Here is a 15170-nt window from a genome sequence, read left to right as displayed (position 1 = left end):
CCTCCGTCCGGTCGGCCGGGCTCGTCCAGCAGCTCCAGCACCGCCAGGACGGCGACCAGCGCGAGCGCCAGACAGAGCGTCACCAGCACCGTCGGATAGCTCCACAGCACGAACGCCAGCGCCGCGCCCGCGACCGCCGCCCAGCCCAGCCAGGCCTTCCAGCGGTGGACGAACCGCCCGACCGGGCCGAGCCGCAGCCCGGCCCGTTCGGCGGTGGTCCGGGCCGCGCCGAGCCCCGCGTGCCAGCCGCCGCGCGCGGTGCGGGCCCAGCGCCCGCCGCCGCTGATCCAGGCGCCGAGCGCGACGACCAGGCCGAGCGCGATCACCACCCGGACGGCGGAGCGCAGGTAGCGCACCAGCGCGTCGTACACCGCCTGGGCGGCCGACTGGTCCACCCCGGCGGGGAGCCCGTCCAGGTAGACGGCCCGGAACACGCTCAGCCCGATGCCCAGCAGCAGCGCCCCGCCGGCCATCCCCAGCGCCACCGTGACCGCCGCCCGGCGCCGCCGGACCGCGAGCAGCACCCCGCCGACCGCGCAGGCCAGCGTGATCACCGGCATCCAGAAGCCGGCCAGGTCCAGCAGCCGCAGGCCGGTGCGGACCTTGGGGATGGCGGAGGACTGCACCAGCGTGAACGAGGTGTGGATCTCCGGGATCCTCGCGGCCGGCGTGAGCCCGTTGTCGACCAGCGCGGTCTTCACCCGGGCGATCACCGGGGCGAGGTCGAGCACCACGGTGTCGTTCCTGACCTCGACGGCGCCGCCGCCCTGCCCGGTCAGCATCCGGTCGATCGCGGTGTGCGCCTGCCGGTTGACGTCCGTCCAGAGGGTGGCGAAGGCGTCGCTGTCCACCACCCGCTGGACCTGGTTGCGGACGAAGCCGGTGAGCCCGTCGGTGAGGGCCTGGCCGATGCCGTTCAGCAGCGCGCCGAGCTTGGGCCGGTCGTCGGGGGCGATGGTGTCGAGCAGCGAGTCGACCGGGATCCGCGTCACGATCTCGTCGGTGACCCGGTTGGTGACGGCCGCTCTGACCGCCGGGTCCCTGGCCAGCGGCGCCATGGTCGCGACGTACCGGTCTGTGTCGCCGATCTCCGACCTCGCCCACACCGCGACGGCGCTCAGCGGGGTCAGCACGCAGGCCAGCAGGATCAGCAGGACGGCGAAGAGGGAGCGCACCCGGTGGCGGTCCGGGCGGGTCTCCAACTGCCGGGTGAGCCGCGCCTGGTGGGCCTCGGCGGCGTTCAGGCGGGCCCGCAGGTCGGCCAGCTCGTCGGGCGACCCGGCGGGCGGTTCACCGGGGGGTTCACCGGGGGGTCCGCCCGGCGGTCCGGCAGGCGGTCCGCCCGGGGGTCCGGCGGGTGGTCTGACGGGCGGCTCGTCGCCCGGTTCGTCGGTGGGCATGCCGCGACTCCGTTCCTCCGGTAGGTGCATACCAGGAGATAACGGATCAGATCGGACGGCCAGTCGGGAGCGCCGTGAGCAGCCCGGATGCAGCAGAAACCCCCGGCACCGTCATCGGACGGTACCGGGGGCTTCCGGAGGAGAGCGGGACTCAGACGGCCGTCTCGGGCCGCTTCGTCTCGGTGGCCTTGGTCACGTTGGTCGGCGTGACGGCCGGCGGGGTCGTGGCGGCCGGCTGCGGCGCGGCGGTGCTCTGCGCGGTGCCGGCGCTCTGCGCCGCGTCCGCCGGGGCTTCGTCCTCGCGCAGCGCCTTCGTCTCCGCCTTCAGGATGCGCATCGACTTGCCGAGGCCGCGGGCCATCTCCGGCAGCTTCTTCGACCCGAACAGCAGGATGACGATCGCCAGCACCACCAGGAGGTGCCAGGGCTCAAGACCGTTCCGCAGCATCCCTGGCCACCGGTCCCTTCTTGTCTAGAGTCAAGGGTGGGCGAGCGCCCGTGCTGGCCAGTATGCCTGGCGACGACGGCGAACGGATACACCGGCCGGGAAACGCTGGCCAAAAAGCAGGTGCCGTTCGAGCGGAACGCGAGCGCCCGCGGCAGCGGCCGGAACCGGCCCGGTCCGGCTCGCGCACCCGTGACCAGCCCGCACGGCACCGCGCCGCGCAACACCCGCCCCTCGGGCCCCTTCGCTCCCGTCGCCGGGGGCCGCAGCCGACAACCGCCCGATCGGTGGCGGTTCAGTACACGAAGGGCACGAGTCGCTTCGACACCCGCCGGTATTCCGCGTACTCCGGCCCGAAGGCGGCCAGCAGCAGCCGCTCCTCGGCGGCGATCCGCCAGCCGTACGCGCCGAGCAGCAGCGCCGGCACCAGCAGGGCCGCCGGCCAGCTGCCCAGGCCGAGCGCGTAGCCCGTCCAGACCAGCAGGCTGCCGGCGTAGCCGGGGTGGCGGATCTGCCGGTACGGGCCGCTGCGGACGACGCGCTGGGTGTCCACGGTGCGCAGGGTGCGGGTGTAGTAGCGGCCCAGGGTGCGCATGCCCCAGGCCCGCAGCGCCAGCCCGGCGGCGATCAGTGCGATCCCGAACCAGCGGGCCCAGGGCGGCAGTTCGCCGATCCCGGCGCGGCCGAACAGCACCACGACCAGCACCGCGGCGACGTAGCAGGCGAGCAGCAGCCGGGTCGAGCCGCGGTCGCGGCCGTCCGCGCGCCAGGTGCCGGCGGCGGCGTCCTCGCGGCGGCGCAGCATCAGCTCGTAGCCGACCCACCAGAGCATGCCGAGAAGGGAGAGCAGGGTCGTCAGGGACATACGGCGGCTCCCGGCGGAGAGGAGGGACGGGCCACGTACCCCTTCACGCTCCTCCCCGGGGCCCGCCGACGCACGCCCCCGGGGGTGGACGCCCCGCCCTCCACCCCCAGGTGGACCGTCCGGCCCGCCCGTCGGGCTCGATAAGCAACAGATGTACAACTGCTACATTGACGTCATGAGCGAGCCAGTGATCGAGTCGATGGCCGAGGTCCGGAGTCATCTCGCGGATGTGATCGACCGGGCGCGACGTGACGAGACTCCGACGATCATCACGAGGCGCGGTCGGCAGGAGGCGGTGGTGATCGACATCGCCGAGTACCAGCGCCTGCGGGAAGTCGCCGAGCAGGCCGAAGACGAGTGGCTGAACCGCCTCGCGGACGAGGCAGAGGCCGAGGGCCTCGAAGGCTCCGTGTCGCTGGAGGAAATGGCCGCCATGCTCCGCGAACACCACGGCTGAGCGCGATGGGGTATGTCACGCGGTTCAGTCCGGGCGCGCAACGGGATCTCCTCAAGGTGCCCAGGCCGGACGCTGTCCGCATCCTGCACCGCCTCGCCGAGTTGCAGAAGGCGCTGGACGTCGGCGACACCTCGGGCTTCGACATCAAGTCGCTCCAGGGGCATCAAGCCCGGTGGCGGCTGAGGGTGGGGGACTACCGGGTGCTGTACACCGTCGAGGACGGGGTACTGATCGTCTGGGTCATGGCGGTCGGCAACCGTCGTGAGGTCTACCGGTACCGGTAGAGGTGGGGCGGGAGCGGCGGAGAGCCCCCGCCCGAGGGGGCGGGGGCTCTCGATGACTCGCGTGGATCGGTCCTGGTGGGTCAGACGGTGACGGCCTCGGGTGCGGCCTCCGGGGCCGGGGTGGCGGCGGGGAGGTGGCGCATCAGGCGGTAGGCCAGCAGGGCGGCGCCGAGGGCGAAGACCAGGCCGACCGCCGCGGCGACGTGCAGGCCGTCGGTGAAGGCGGCCCGGGCGGTCTCCAGCAGGTCCGTGCCGATCCGGCCGGGCAGGTGGCCGGCGACGGTGACCGCGCCGCCGAGGGTGTCCTGGGCGGTCCGGGCGGCCTCGCCGTCGACGCCCGCGGGGAGGGCGCCGTCCAGCTGGTGGCGGTAGACGGCGGCGCCGGCCGCGCCGAGCAGGGCGATGCCGAGTGAGCTGCCGAGTTCGACGGCGGTCTCGGAGGTGGCGGAGGCGGCGCCGGCCTGCTCGACGGGGGCGGCGGAGACGACCATTTCGGCGGTCATGGTCATGGTGCCGACGGTGCCGGCGGCGAGGACGCCCGCCGCGACGAGGACGAGCGCCAGCGGGGAGTGCGCGCCGACCTGGGTCATCAGGGCGAAGCCCGCCGCGCCGACCAGGAATCCGCCGCCCATCAGGGCCGCCGGGCGGACCTTGCCGGCCAGCGCCGAGCTGGTGCCGACGGCCGCGCCGACGCCGACGCTGGGCACCAGCGACCAGAGCGAGGCGGTGAGCGGGCTCATGCCCTTGACCAGTTGCAGGTACTGCGAGGTGAAGAGGGCGAAGCCCATCATCGCGAACATCGCGATGGTGTTGACGCTGATCGCGCCGCTGAAGGTGCGGATCCGGAACAGGCCGAGGTCGATCAGCGGGTCGGCGGCGGTGCGCTGGCGCCGGACGAACGCGGCGGCCAGCAGCAGGCCGGCCGGGACGGCGAGGGCGGGTAGCGGGCTCCAGCCGTCCACGGCGAGGGTCTTGACGCCGTAGACCAGCGGCAGGATCGCGGCCATCGAGAGCGCGGCGCCGGGCAGGTCGAAGCGGCCGGTGCGTGCGGTGGAGCGGTACTCGGGGAGCAGGAAGGGCGCGGTGAGCAGCACCAGGGCCATCACCGGGACGGCGACCAGGAACGTGGAGCCCCACCAGAAGTGGTCGAGCAGCAGGCCGCCGACGACCGGGCCGAGGGTGGCGCCGGCGGTGAGGACGCCGCCCCAGGCGCCGAGGGCGATCTGCCGCTGCTTGGGGTCGTGGAACATGTTGCGGATCAGCGCGAGCGTCGAGGGCATCACGGTGGCCCCGGCGACGCCGAGCAGGGCGCGGGCGGCGATCAGCTGGCCGGCGGTGTCGGCCCGGGCGGCCAGCAGCGAGGCGCCGATGAAGCCGGCGGCGCCGATCATCAGCAGCCGGCGGCGGCCGATCCGGTCGCCGAGCGAGCCCATGGTGATGAGCAGCCCGGCGAGCAGGAACGAGTACATGTCCATGATCCACAGCTGCTGGGTGCCGCTGGGCGCAAGCGTGGTGGAGATGAAAGGGACGGCGAAGAAGAGCACGCCCATGTCCATGGCCAGGACGAGGGTCGGGAGCAGGAGGACGGCCAGGCCGATCCATTCGCGACGGCCTGCGCGGCCGGTGGTTGCGGTCATGGGGAAGACGGTACGGGCGTGTCAGACGCCTGTCTAGTACATATGTGTAAATCGATCGTGCGAGACGAATGTACGAGACGGCCGTGCAAGACATTCGTGCAAGACATTTGTGCAGTCCTTCCGTAGGATCGGGTCATGGGAAACCGCGAAGACCTGATGGCCGGCGCCAAGCGCTGCCTGTACGAGAAGGGGTACGGGCGCACCACCGCCCGTGACGTCGCGACCGCCTCGGGCGTCAGCCTGGCCGCGATCGGCTACCACTTCGGTTCGAAGGACGCGCTGCTCAACGCGGCGATGATCGAGGCGATCGGGGAGATGGGGGCGGCCCTGGGCGCGGTGGTGGACGCCGCCAACCGGGTGTCGGACGACCCGGAGGAGCGCTTCGCCGCAGTCTGGGACGGCCTCAGGACCGTCTTCACCGAGCACCGCGGGCTCTGGGCGGCCCAGTTCGAGGCGCTCGCCCAGGCCGCGCACGCGCCCGAGCTGGCGCACGCGTTCGCGGAGGCGCAGAAGGAGGGCCGGCTCGGTCTCGCCGCGCTGTTCCAGGGGCTGCCCGAAGTGCCGGACACCGAGGAGGAGATCGCCCGCGGCTCCTTCTATCAGACCCTGCTGGCCGGGTACGCCGCCCAGTGGCTGGCCGCCCCCGAACTGGCGCCGAGCGGGCGGGACTTCCTGCGCGGGCTGCGGCTGGTCAGCGCAAGCGTGCTCAGCCCCGCGGTGCCGTCACCGCCCGCTGCCGCCCGCTGACGGCTGCCGCCCGTCGCCCGCTGTCGCCCGTCGCCCGCTGTCGCCCGTCGCCCGCTGACAGTTGCCGCCCGCTGTCGACGCCGCCGCCCCGCTAGGCGGTGACCACCGTCAGCAGCACCACCGAGTCGACGTGGGCCAGCAGCCCGTGCCGCTCCTGCGGTACCGGCTCCAGCCGTCCGACCGGCAGCTCCTGGTGCCGGCCGGCGATGGTCAGCGAGACCCGGCCGCGCAGCACCTGGACGCTGCCGGCGGTCGGCGGGGTGTGTTCGTCCAGCGAGGTGCCCGCGGTCAGCGCGATCACGGTCTGCCGCAGGACGCCGTCGTGGAGCACCAGGTGGGCGCTGCGCCCGTGTGGGCTCTCGGCCGCCCGGGTGAGGTGTTCCACGGCGAGCTGTTCGAGATCGGGCATCGCGTGTCCTCCTGACCCGGCGGGCCGGGCCGACCCCGGGCGCCCGGACCGGCGCCGTGTGCCCAGGTTCGCGGACGCGCCCGGCTCGCGCACCCGGAGCCGTTCGACGTGCAGCCCCCGGCGAGTGCCCGCATCGTGGAGGCATGGCGATCAACGAGACAGTCTCCGGCGGGTTCCAGGTCAACCGCTCGCTGCTGGCCGGCGGCGCGCTGCTCACCGGTATCGGCGCCGTGCTCGGCGTGGCCGGGGCGGCGATGGTGTGCGCGGCGCTGGCCACGGCGGGCCGCAGCTGGGTGCGCAGCCTGGAGACCGCGCCGGCCGCGTTCGCCCAGCGGGCGCTGCGCGAGGCGAAGGTGGCGTCCAGTGCGGGCTGGGAGGCCTGGCGCGCGGAGCACGGTTCGCCCAACTGAGCGCACCCGTCCGCCTGAGCCGCACCCGTCCGCCTGGGCCGCACCCGCCCGCCCCGGCCGAGTGCGCCCGTCCGGGTGCGGCGGGCCGCCATGGGGGTGCGGCCCGCCGCGGCTGTGGACCCGTCTGCCCTGCCTACCCCGTCTACAGGCCGAGCGACTTGGCGATGATGCTGCGCATGACCTCGCTGGTGCCGCCGTAGATCCGGAACACCCGGTTGTCGGTGTAGAGCCGGGCGATCGGGTACTCCAGGATGTAGCCGTAACCGCCGTGCAGCTGAAGGCACTTGTCGATGACGGTGGACGCCGACTCGGTGCAGAACAGCTTCGTGGCGGCCGCGTCGGCGACGGTCAGCTCCCCCTGCTGGTACAGCTCCAGCGCGCGGTCCACCATCGACTGCTGCGCCACCACCTGGGCCTCGCAGTCGGCCAGGGTGAACTTGGTGTTCTGGAACTCGGCCACCGCCTTGCCGAACACCTTGCGGTCCTTGACGTACTGGAGCGCGAACCGCACCGCCGCGGCCGCCGACGCGTACGCGCTGACGGCGATCGCCAGCCGCTCCTGCACCAGGTTGTGGGTCAGGTAGGAGAAGGCCCGGCCCTCCTCGCCGAGCAGGTTCTCCACCGGCACCTTGACGTCGCTGAAGGCCAGTTCGGCGGTGTCCGAGGTACGCAGGCCGATCTTCTGCAGCTTGCGGCCGACCGTGTAGCCGGGGGACGTGGTGTCCACGCAGAGGATGGACAGGCCGGCCCGGCGGTTGTCCGGGTCGTACGGGGCGGTGCGGCAGACCACCAGGACGAGGTCGGCCAGCACGCCGCCGGTGATGAAGGTCTTGGCGCCGTTCAGGACGTAGTGGGTGCCGTCCTCGGAGAGCTTCGCGGTGGTGGCGATGCCCGCGAGGTCGGAGCCGGCGCCCGGCTCGGTCATCGCGATGGCGGTCATGATGTCGCCGGAGACGAAGCCGGGCAGCCAGCGCCGCTTCTGCTCCTCGGTGGCGTACTCCAGCAGGTAGGGCAGGGCCAGCGCGGTGTGCACGCCCGAGGAGCCGAAGCTCACGCCCGCCCGGGCGGTCTCCTCGGTGATCACCGTCTGGTACTTGAAGCCGCTCTCGCCCGCGCCGCCGTACTCCTCCGGCACCTCGATGCCGTAGACGCCGAGCGCGCCGAGCTGTCGGTAGAAGTCGCGCGGCGGGTGGCCGTCGGCCTCCCAGCTCTCGTAGACCGGGACGACCTCGTTGGCGATGAAGTCCCGGATGGTCTCCCGGAAGGCCTCGTGGTCCTCGTTGAACACGGTGCGGCGCACGGCGGCGCTCCCTTCGGTGGTGACCGGCTGCGGGCGCCGGCGGGGGCTGAACGTGCCAGGTGATGGCCTCACAAGTTAATCCCGGGTAGCTTCGGCTGTCCAGGGTCGACGGCCCCGGAAAAGGCCGGTGGCCACCGGCGGTCGGCGCCCTCAAGTGAATCCTTGCTAGCCTTCGGTCGGCAGTCCGGAGCGCGGGAGGGAGGCTCGCCATGGTGGTCCGACGACCGCCCGGGCGGCGCGCCCAGATCCTCGCCGTGGCGGCCGACCGGTTCCACCGCAGCGGCTACCACCAGGTCTCCATGACCGAGGTCGCCGCCGGGGTCGGCATCACCGCGCCCGCCCTCTACCGGCACTTCCGCGGCAAGCCCGAACTGCTCGACCGCGCCGTCCGGCTGGGACTGGACGCGCTGGCCTGCGGGCTGCGCGGGGCCCGCACCACCGGCGACCTCGGCGCCGCGCTGGCCGCCGTCGCGGTCGGACACCGCCCGCTCGGCACCCTGGTGCAGCGCGACGCCAGGCTGCTGCCGCCGGCCCGGCGGGCGGCGCTGCGCCGCGAACTGCGCGCCGACGTCGCGCTGATGACCGCCGTGCTGCGCGCCGGCCGGCCGGAACTTGCGTCGCCGGACGCCGAGTTGCTCTGCTGGTCGGCGCTCTCGGCCTGCACCGGGCTCTCCTACCAGTCGGCCGCGCCGCAGCCGCGCCGCGCCGAGGCGGTGCTGCGCGAGCTCGTGGCCGCCGTCCTCGCGGCCTCCCTGCGCGGCGCCGCCGCCCACCCGGATCCCGCTGTCCACCCAGGTCCCGCCCTCATCCCCGTCTCCGCCGCCGGCCCCGTCGCCCCCGGGCCGCCGGAGCCCAGGCCGCAGGCGCGCCGCGAGGAGCTGCTCGCGGCGGCCGTCCGGCTCTTCCACCAGCGCGGCTTCGACAACGTCAGCACCGACCAACTCGGCGCCGCCGTCGGCATCTCCGGCCCCAGCGTCTACCGGCACTTCGACAGCAAGGCCCAGTTGCTCGCCGCCTCGCTGGTGCGCAGCCGCGAACGGCTCTGGCAGGAGGTGGACGGCGCGTTCGCGGCCGCCGCCGGGCCGGAGGCGGCGCTGGCGGCCGGCCTGGGCGCGTACGTCGGCTTCGCGCTGCGCAACGGCGACTACCTGGGCGCGATGCTGAGCGAGACGGAGCGGCTGGCCCCGCCGGACCGCCGGGTCGCGGTGGACTTCCGGCGCGACTTCCTGCGCACCTGGGTCGGCCTGCTGCGGCGGGTCCGGCCCGAGTACGACGCGGTCGAGGCCCGGATCCGGGTCCACGCCCTGTTCGCGCTGGTCAACGACGGGGTGCGGAACCGCCCGCACAGCGCCCGCCCGGACCTCGGGGACTGCCTGCTGCACCTCGGCCGGGCCGTCCTCGGACTGCCCGGAACGGACGGCGGCCGGGAAGAAGGCCCGGGCGTCGAGGTTGCCGTTGCCCTGCAGGGCGCCGATGTTGCCGCCGTTGCCGGTCGCGGCGAGGCCGTTGTTCTGGTTGCTCGCGCCCGAGCCGGTGGCCGTCTGCTGGGTGACGACCACGTTGCCGTGGACGTTGCCGATGACGTTGGCGGAGCCGGTGTTGCTCACGACGCTGCTGTTGGAGTGGTCGAGGGCGCCGGCGCCGTTGTCGGCGTGGGCGCTGGCGGCGCCGAAGCCGACGAGGAGGAACGCCCCGAGGGCGGTGACGGCGGCGGCTGCGCGGATACGGGACACGGTGGTCTCCCTGAGCTGGGGGTGCGAAATGTGGCGCGATCCGGAGTGGCCGCTCCGTGGCGCCGTTGCCTGACGTCGCACGTTCAGCATTCACCAGCAGCGCGGACGAACTCCACCAAACGGGTGGCAATTCCCCCGATGGTGTCATGGTGACGCCGTATCCGGAGATTGCCCGATGGCCGCGACGAAGGCATCTCAACCCATCAAAACTGCTGGTGGAGAGGGAAGTTGATGCACAAGCGATGGAGTTGGACAACCCTGTGCAGTCAACACAGAGTTGACTGAGTTTTCTCAGAGAGAAAGAAATGGTGGCCAGATAGTCGCACTGGCACACTGGGGACCCATGTCTGAAGGTGCCCCGCCCGAGCCCGCCCCCGCCGAGGATCTGCGTACGACCGAGGTCGATCTCGGCGGACTGGTGAACGTCCTCGCCACCCACCTCTACTCCACCCCGCTGGTCGCTCTGCGCGAACTCGTCCAGAACGCCCACGACTCGCACACCCGCCGACTCCTGGAGGACCCGGACGGCGACCACCGCCCGCTGATCCGGGTGCGCGGCGACGCCGCCCGGCGGACCGTCTCCATCGAGGACACCGGCGCCGGCCTCACCGAGCCGGAGATCCACTCCTACCTCGCCACCGTCGGCACCGGCTACACCCGGATGCTGCGCGACCTCACCGGCAACCAGGAGCTGATCGGCGCCTTCGGCCTCGGCTTCCTCTCCGCCTTCTCGGTGGCCGACGAGGTCGCCGTCACCACCACCTCGCACCGCGAACCGCACCTCGGCCACCGCTACCGCAGCCGGGGCGGCGAGCAGTACCAGGTCGACCCGGTGGCCGCCCGGCCCCGCCCCGGCACGGTCGTCGAGCTGACCCTCAAGGCCGAACACGCCCACCTCGCCGACGAGGACGCGCTGCGCGACGTGCTCGGCCGGTACTGCGTGCTGCTGCCGATCCCGGTCTACGTCGGCGACGACGAGCAGCCCGTCAACAACGTCGAGGTGCCCTGGCGCCACAGCGTGCCGGGTGACCAGCACACCGCCCGGATGCGCTTCGCCACCGCCTTCGGCCGCCGCTTCGAGCCGCTCACCGCCTTCCCCGTCCACCCGGCCGAGAGCGGCACCGGGGGCGGCACCGAGGGCGGCGCCGAGGGAGACACTGACGCGATCGGCCTGCTCTGGGTCCAGGACGGTGGCACCTACGGCAGCAGCGACAACCGCGACCTCGCCGTCTACCTGCGCGGCATGCTGCTCGCCGAGGACGCCCGCGACCTGCTGCCCAGCTGGGCCGGGTTCATCGGCGGCGTGGTCGAGTCCAGCCGGCTCACCCCCACCGCCAGCCGCGAGGACCTCCAGCGCGACGACCACTACCGCGCGCTCCAGCGCGCCCTCACCGACGCCATCGTCGACGGCCTGTACGAGACCGCCCGGCTGCGGCCCGCCGCCTGGCGCCGAATCCTCACCCGGCACGGCCAGGACCTGCTCGGCGCCGCGCTCTGCGACGAGCGGCTGTTCACCCTGCTCGCCGACGACGTCCCCGTCCCCACCTCCCAGGGCGACCTCACCGCCGGCGCGCTGCGGGCCGCGGGCGGGGGCGCGGTGCACGTCGCGCTCGGCAGCGGCGGCGGCTTCGAGGAGATGCTGTACCGGGCGATGCGGGTGCCGATCGCCCGCGGCGACCGCTACGCCGTCCTGCCCTTCCTGCGTCGCTACGCCCAGCTGCGCGGCTGCCGCCTGGTCGAGCTGGGCAGCGAGCACGGCGACCGCGAGCTGTTCCGCGACCCGGAGCGGCCGCTGCCGGCCGGCGAGGCGGCCTGGCTGGCCGGTGCCCTCGCCGACGAGGGCGAGCAGCTCGTCCCGGCCCGGTTCGACCCGCCCGGCCTGCCGCTGGTCCTGGTGCCGGACCGCGAGGCCGAGCTGAAGGCCCGGATCGAGGACGACCAGGCCGACGCCCGGATCCCGTCCGCGGCGCTGCGGCTGGCCCGGGCGTTCACCGCCCGCACCGACGGCGAGGTCAGGGCCCGCCTCTACCTCAACCTGTCCTGCCCGGCCGTGCTGGACCTGCTCGCCGCCTACCGTGCCGGGCACACCGGCAGTGCCACGGCGGCCGGGCTGCTCCGCTCGCTCAAGGTGATCATGGCCGCCGCCTCGGCGGGCTCGACCGGCGCGTCCGGCGGCGACCTCACCGCCGCGCTGTCCGGCGTCGGCACCGCGGTCTCGGCGCTGACCGCCGCCGTCCCGGCCGGCCTGTCGGCCGTCCCGGACACCCTCGACGCCCTCCCGGACGAGGCGTGACGGACGGATTGTCAGTGGTCCGCGGTAGACATCACATCAGCACCACGCAGGGGGACACCACATGAGTACCGACATCTGGGCCTGGGTCCACGACGCCCACCGCCAGCTGGCCGAGGCCGGCCACCGGCGGCTGGCCGACGCCATCTACGAGCTGCCCGGCCACGCCAACGAGGGCCGCAACGACCAGGTGGACGCCGTCTACCCGGAGGCGCTGGCCGCCTCCAGGGCGCTCGGCCTGCCCTGGGTCGAGGTCTACCTGCGGCACTGGCGGATGCAGAACCTGCTGAACAAGCGCCACCAGGGCGAGCAGGCCCTGCCCGAGGCGGTCGACCTGCTGGAGTTCGCCCACCGCGAGGAGACGGCGGGCTGCCCGCAGTCCGTCTGCGTGGTGCAGGACTTCGCGATCTGCCACGCCCGGGTCGACGGCCCCGGCTACGTGCCGGAGCGGCTGGCGGTGCTCGGCGAGACGCTGGAGCGGATCGAGCCCGGCCGCGCCTGCTTCGACTGCCTCTCCCGCGAGTACTCCGACGCGCTGGAGGACGACGGCCGCCACACCGAGGCGCTCGCCCACCTGGACACCGCCGCCACCCGGATCCAGGCGGCCGGCGAGCGGCTCTCGCTGCACTTCCACCACGCCCGGGCCGGCACCCTGCACCGGCTCGGCCGGCACCCGGAGGTGCTCGCGCTGCTCGACACCGCCGAGCAGGCCGAGCGCTCCCGCGGCCACGAGATCGACGAGAGCGACCGGCTCTGGGGCGGCCTGCTGCGGGCCCGTGCGCTGGCCTCGCTCGGCCGGACGGAGGAGGCGCTGGCGCTGCTGCCCGACCGGGAGGCCGCCGAGCGCCACGCCGACCTGCGGGACGGCTGGACGCACACGGTCGAGCTGCTGGTCGCGGCCGGCGCCTGGGAGAACGACGCCGAACTGGGCGCCGCCGTGGCCGGCTGGGTCGGCTACCTGGACGGCACCGGCTCGCACCGCCCGTGCGTGGACCTGCTGCTGGCGGCGGGTCGGCTCGCCCTCGCCCGCGGCGCCCGGACGGTGGCGCTGACCCTCGCCGCGACCGGGGAGCGCAAGCTCGCCCAGCTGCGCCGCACCGACGGCGTGGCCGCGGAGGTCGCCGCGCTGCGGGCGGCCGCCGAGGCGCTGCCGGAGCCCGGGCTGCCCGTCCCGCCCGGCGAGCTGACGGCGCACCTGGCCGAGGTCGGAGTGCCCTACGAGACCGGCGCCGACCTGCTCTCCGTCGCCCTGGACCGGTACCGGGGTGAGCAGGCCGGCGCCACCGAACTGGCCGTCAACCTGGCCGCGGTGCTCGGCGGCCTCGGCCACGCCCGGGCCGCCGCCGACCTGCTCTGGCACTGGCTCGACACCGCCCCGGCCGACGAGGTGCTGATCGGCATGCTCGGCTCCGCCCTGATCGACGCGGGGGACGGCGAGGGTGTCCGCCGCCTCGCCGACCGGCTGGCCGACGACAGCCCGGAGGACGGGCACTGGATACGCGCCCGCTGGGCCGCCGCCGAGGGCCGCTGGGCCGAGGTGCTGGAGCAGTGCGAGGCGATCCTCGCCCTGGACGCCGGCCGGATCAACACCCGCCGGCTGGCCGCCGGCGCCGCCACCGAGCTGGGCGACCACGCCACCGCGCAGCGGCTGTACCAGGAGCTCCTGGAGCACGCGCTGCCCGCCGAGGCCGCCCCGGAGGAGGAGCGCCACCGCACCGTCCAGGAGCCCGACCTCTGGCACCTGATCACGGCGGCCACCGCCAACCGGGACTGGGCCGCGGTCCGTTCCGCGGGCGCGCTGCTCGGCATCGAGTTCGACGAGCCCGAGGGGCCGGTGGACGAGGAGTGGCAGCTGGTCACCGTCCGGGCCACCCGCACCAACGGCGCCACCGCCGACCTGCCCGCCGTCCGCACCGGTCCGGCCACCGCCCGGATCCTGCCGGTGCTCGGCGAAGACCTGACGCTCAACCACGGCGACGTGGTGGTCTTCGCCCCGGCGCTGCTGGAGCCGCCGCCGGCCGAGGACGCCCCCGAGGAGGAGCGGCGCGGCTGGCACCCGGTGTTCGAGCTGCTCACCCTGCTCGACCCGGCGGGGTACACCACCTACTGGATCGACGGCGGCTGGCCCGGCGACGAGCCGTGGGCGGCGCTGCGCGAGAGCCTCCAGCAGGCCGGCTTCGCGGTCTGGGCGTACAGCGGGGAGCAGTACCGCATCACCGACCCGGCCGACGAGGACGGCACGCTGCCCGGCGTCTACGCCGCCCTCGGGGTGCCGCCGACGGCCTCCGCCGCCGAGGCCGACGCGCTGCTGCACCGGCTCACCGGCGACTGGCCGCACCCGCTCGCCTGGCTCGACCTGGCCAAGGCGGCGGGCGCGGACGCCGCCCGGCACGAGGAGATCGTCGAGCGCTACGGCCTCTGACCCGTTCCCGCTCCAGCCCGGGGCGGGAACCATCCCGGGATCTGTCGAGTCTTGGTAAATGCTTTACCATTTCATTGCCAAGACTCGACCCCCAGGAGTGTCCGCCCGTGACCAGCCTCGCCCTCGGCCCGTCCTGGCTCGATCCGACCAACCTGATCTCCGCCTTCGGCCTGATCGGCATCCTGGCCATCGTCTTCGCCGAGTCCGGTCTGCTGATCGGCTTCTTCCTGCCGGGGGACTCGCTGCTGTTCACCACCGGCCTGCTGGTGGCCGACGGCACCTACCTGCACCAGCCGCTCTGGCTGGTCTGCGCGCTGATCGTGGCCGCTGCGGTGGCGGGGGACCAGGTCGGCTACCTGTTCGGCCGCAAGGTCGGGCCGAGCCTGTTCCGCCGCGCCGACTCCCGGCTCTTCAAGCAGGAGAACGTGGAGAAGGCCGCCGCCTTCTTCGACCGGCACGGGCCCAAGGCGATCGTGCTGGCCCGCTTCGTGCCGATCGTGCGCACCTTCACCCCGATCGTCGCCGGGGTGAGCAGGATGAACTACCGCACCTTCGTGGTCTTCAACCTCGTCGGCGGCGTGCTGTGGGGCGCCGGCGTCACCGTGCTCGGCTACTTCCTGGGCCAGATCCCGTTCGTCCGGGAGAACATCGAGGCGATCCTGGTCGGCATCGTGCTGGTCTCGGTGGTCCCGGTGGCGGTCGAACTGCTGCGGGCCCGCCGTTGCGGGGCGGGGGGGCCCGCGCCCCCCCCCCCCCGGGGTGCGGTGTGGG

14 protein-coding genes are annotated in these 15170 nt (G+C 74.0%); 8 read left to right on the top strand and 6 right to left on the bottom strand.

Annotated elements, in window-relative coordinates:
- From ACFV6I_RS24490 to ACFV6I_RS24480, 3 genes are all read right to left on the bottom strand, one after another.
- Positions 1 to 1400 (bottom strand): hypothetical protein (locus tag ACFV6I_RS24490; RefSeq protein WP_380427629.1); only part of this gene is annotated, 1400 nt, incomplete at its 3' end.
- Between the two features lie 151 nt (positions 1401 to 1551).
- Positions 1552 to 1848: a Sec-independent protein translocase subunit TatA gene (gene tatA / locus ACFV6I_RS24485; RefSeq protein WP_063348755.1), complete on the bottom strand. Its 297-nt coding sequence runs from the start codon at positions 1846 to 1848 to the stop codon at positions 1552 to 1554.
- 292 nt (positions 1849 to 2140) lie between these two features.
- Entirely contained in the window at positions 2141 to 2710 is a 570-nt protein-coding gene (locus ACFV6I_RS24480; protein WP_380427627.1) for a methyltransferase family protein, read from the bottom strand.
- Positions 2711 to 2885: 175 nt separating this feature from the next.
- Here ACFV6I_RS24480 and ACFV6I_RS24475 point away from each other — a divergent pair, with 175 nt between their 5' ends.
- Both ACFV6I_RS24475 and ACFV6I_RS24470 read left to right on the top strand, forming a co-directional pair.
- Positions 2886 to 3167 (top strand): type II toxin-antitoxin system Phd/YefM family antitoxin, encoded by a 282-nt coding sequence (locus ACFV6I_RS24475; RefSeq protein WP_244293429.1) that lies wholly within the window; start codon positions 2886 to 2888, stop codon positions 3165 to 3167.
- 5 nt (positions 3168 to 3172) lie between these two features.
- Positions 3173 to 3451: a type II toxin-antitoxin system RelE/ParE family toxin gene (locus ACFV6I_RS24470; RefSeq protein WP_380427625.1), complete on the top strand. Its 279-nt coding sequence runs from the start codon at positions 3173 to 3175 to the stop codon at positions 3449 to 3451.
- An 80-nt stretch (positions 3452 to 3531) separates the two neighbouring features.
- Here ACFV6I_RS24470 and ACFV6I_RS24465 read toward each other — a convergent pair whose 3' ends face one another.
- Positions 3532 to 5088 (bottom strand): MFS transporter, encoded by a 1557-nt coding sequence (locus ACFV6I_RS24465; RefSeq protein ID WP_380427623.1) that lies wholly within the window; start codon positions 5086 to 5088, stop codon positions 3532 to 3534.
- Between the two features lie 135 nt (positions 5089 to 5223).
- Between ACFV6I_RS24465 and ACFV6I_RS24460 the strand changes: the two genes are divergently transcribed.
- On the top strand, positions 5224 to 5835 hold the full coding sequence (locus tag ACFV6I_RS24460) for a TetR/AcrR family transcriptional regulator (RefSeq protein ID WP_380341281.1): 612 nt from the start codon (positions 5224 to 5226) through the stop codon (positions 5833 to 5835).
- 91 nt (positions 5836 to 5926) lie between these two features.
- On the opposite strand, the gene ACFV6I_RS24455 is transcribed toward ACFV6I_RS24460, so the two are convergent.
- Positions 5927 to 6244, bottom strand: a complete 318-nt coding sequence (locus ACFV6I_RS24455; RefSeq protein ID WP_063348760.1) for a hypothetical protein — start codon at positions 6242 to 6244, stop codon at positions 5927 to 5929.
- Positions 6245 to 6387: 143 nt separating this feature from the next.
- On the opposite strand from ACFV6I_RS24455, the gene ACFV6I_RS24450 reads away from it, so the two are divergent.
- Positions 6388 to 6654, top strand: coding sequence for a hypothetical protein (locus tag ACFV6I_RS24450; protein ID WP_063348761.1), 267 nt, complete (start codon positions 6388 to 6390; stop codon positions 6652 to 6654).
- Between the two features lie 142 nt (positions 6655 to 6796).
- On the opposite strand, the gene ACFV6I_RS24445 is transcribed toward ACFV6I_RS24450, so the two are convergent.
- A complete protein-coding gene (locus ACFV6I_RS24445) occupies positions 6797 to 7954 on the bottom strand; it encodes an acyl-CoA dehydrogenase family protein (protein WP_380427621.1) in 1158 nt (385 codons plus the stop codon).
- 209 nt (positions 7955 to 8163) lie between these two features.
- Here ACFV6I_RS24445 and ACFV6I_RS24440 point away from each other — a divergent pair, with 209 nt between their 5' ends.
- The 4 genes from ACFV6I_RS24440 to ACFV6I_RS24425 form a co-directional block, all read left to right on the top strand.
- The gene (locus tag ACFV6I_RS24440) at positions 8164 to 9840 is read left to right on the top strand and encodes a TetR family transcriptional regulator (protein WP_380427619.1); all 1677 of its coding nucleotides are present in this window, start codon (positions 8164 to 8166) and stop codon (positions 9838 to 9840) included.
- Between the two features lie 190 nt (positions 9841 to 10030).
- Positions 10031 to 11980, top strand: a complete 1950-nt coding sequence (locus ACFV6I_RS24435; RefSeq protein WP_380427617.1) for an ATP-binding protein — start codon at positions 10031 to 10033, stop codon at positions 11978 to 11980.
- A 61-nt stretch (positions 11981 to 12041) separates the two neighbouring features.
- On the top strand, positions 12042 to 14399 hold the full coding sequence (locus tag ACFV6I_RS24430) for a hypothetical protein (RefSeq protein ID WP_063348766.1): 2358 nt from the start codon (positions 12042 to 12044) through the stop codon (positions 14397 to 14399).
- 107 nt (positions 14400 to 14506) lie between these two features.
- A partial coding sequence (locus ACFV6I_RS24425; protein ID WP_380427615.1) for a DedA family protein occupies positions 14507 to 15170 on the top strand: 664 nt, incomplete at its 3' end.

It is taken from the genome of Kitasatospora sp. NPDC059803, assembly GCF_042732255.1.
Classification (GTDB): domain Bacteria; phylum Actinomycetota; class Actinomycetes; order Streptomycetales; family Streptomycetaceae; genus Kitasatospora.
The sequence above is the reverse complement of the archived record's forward strand: the minus strand, read 5'-3'. Positions and strand labels throughout refer to the sequence as shown.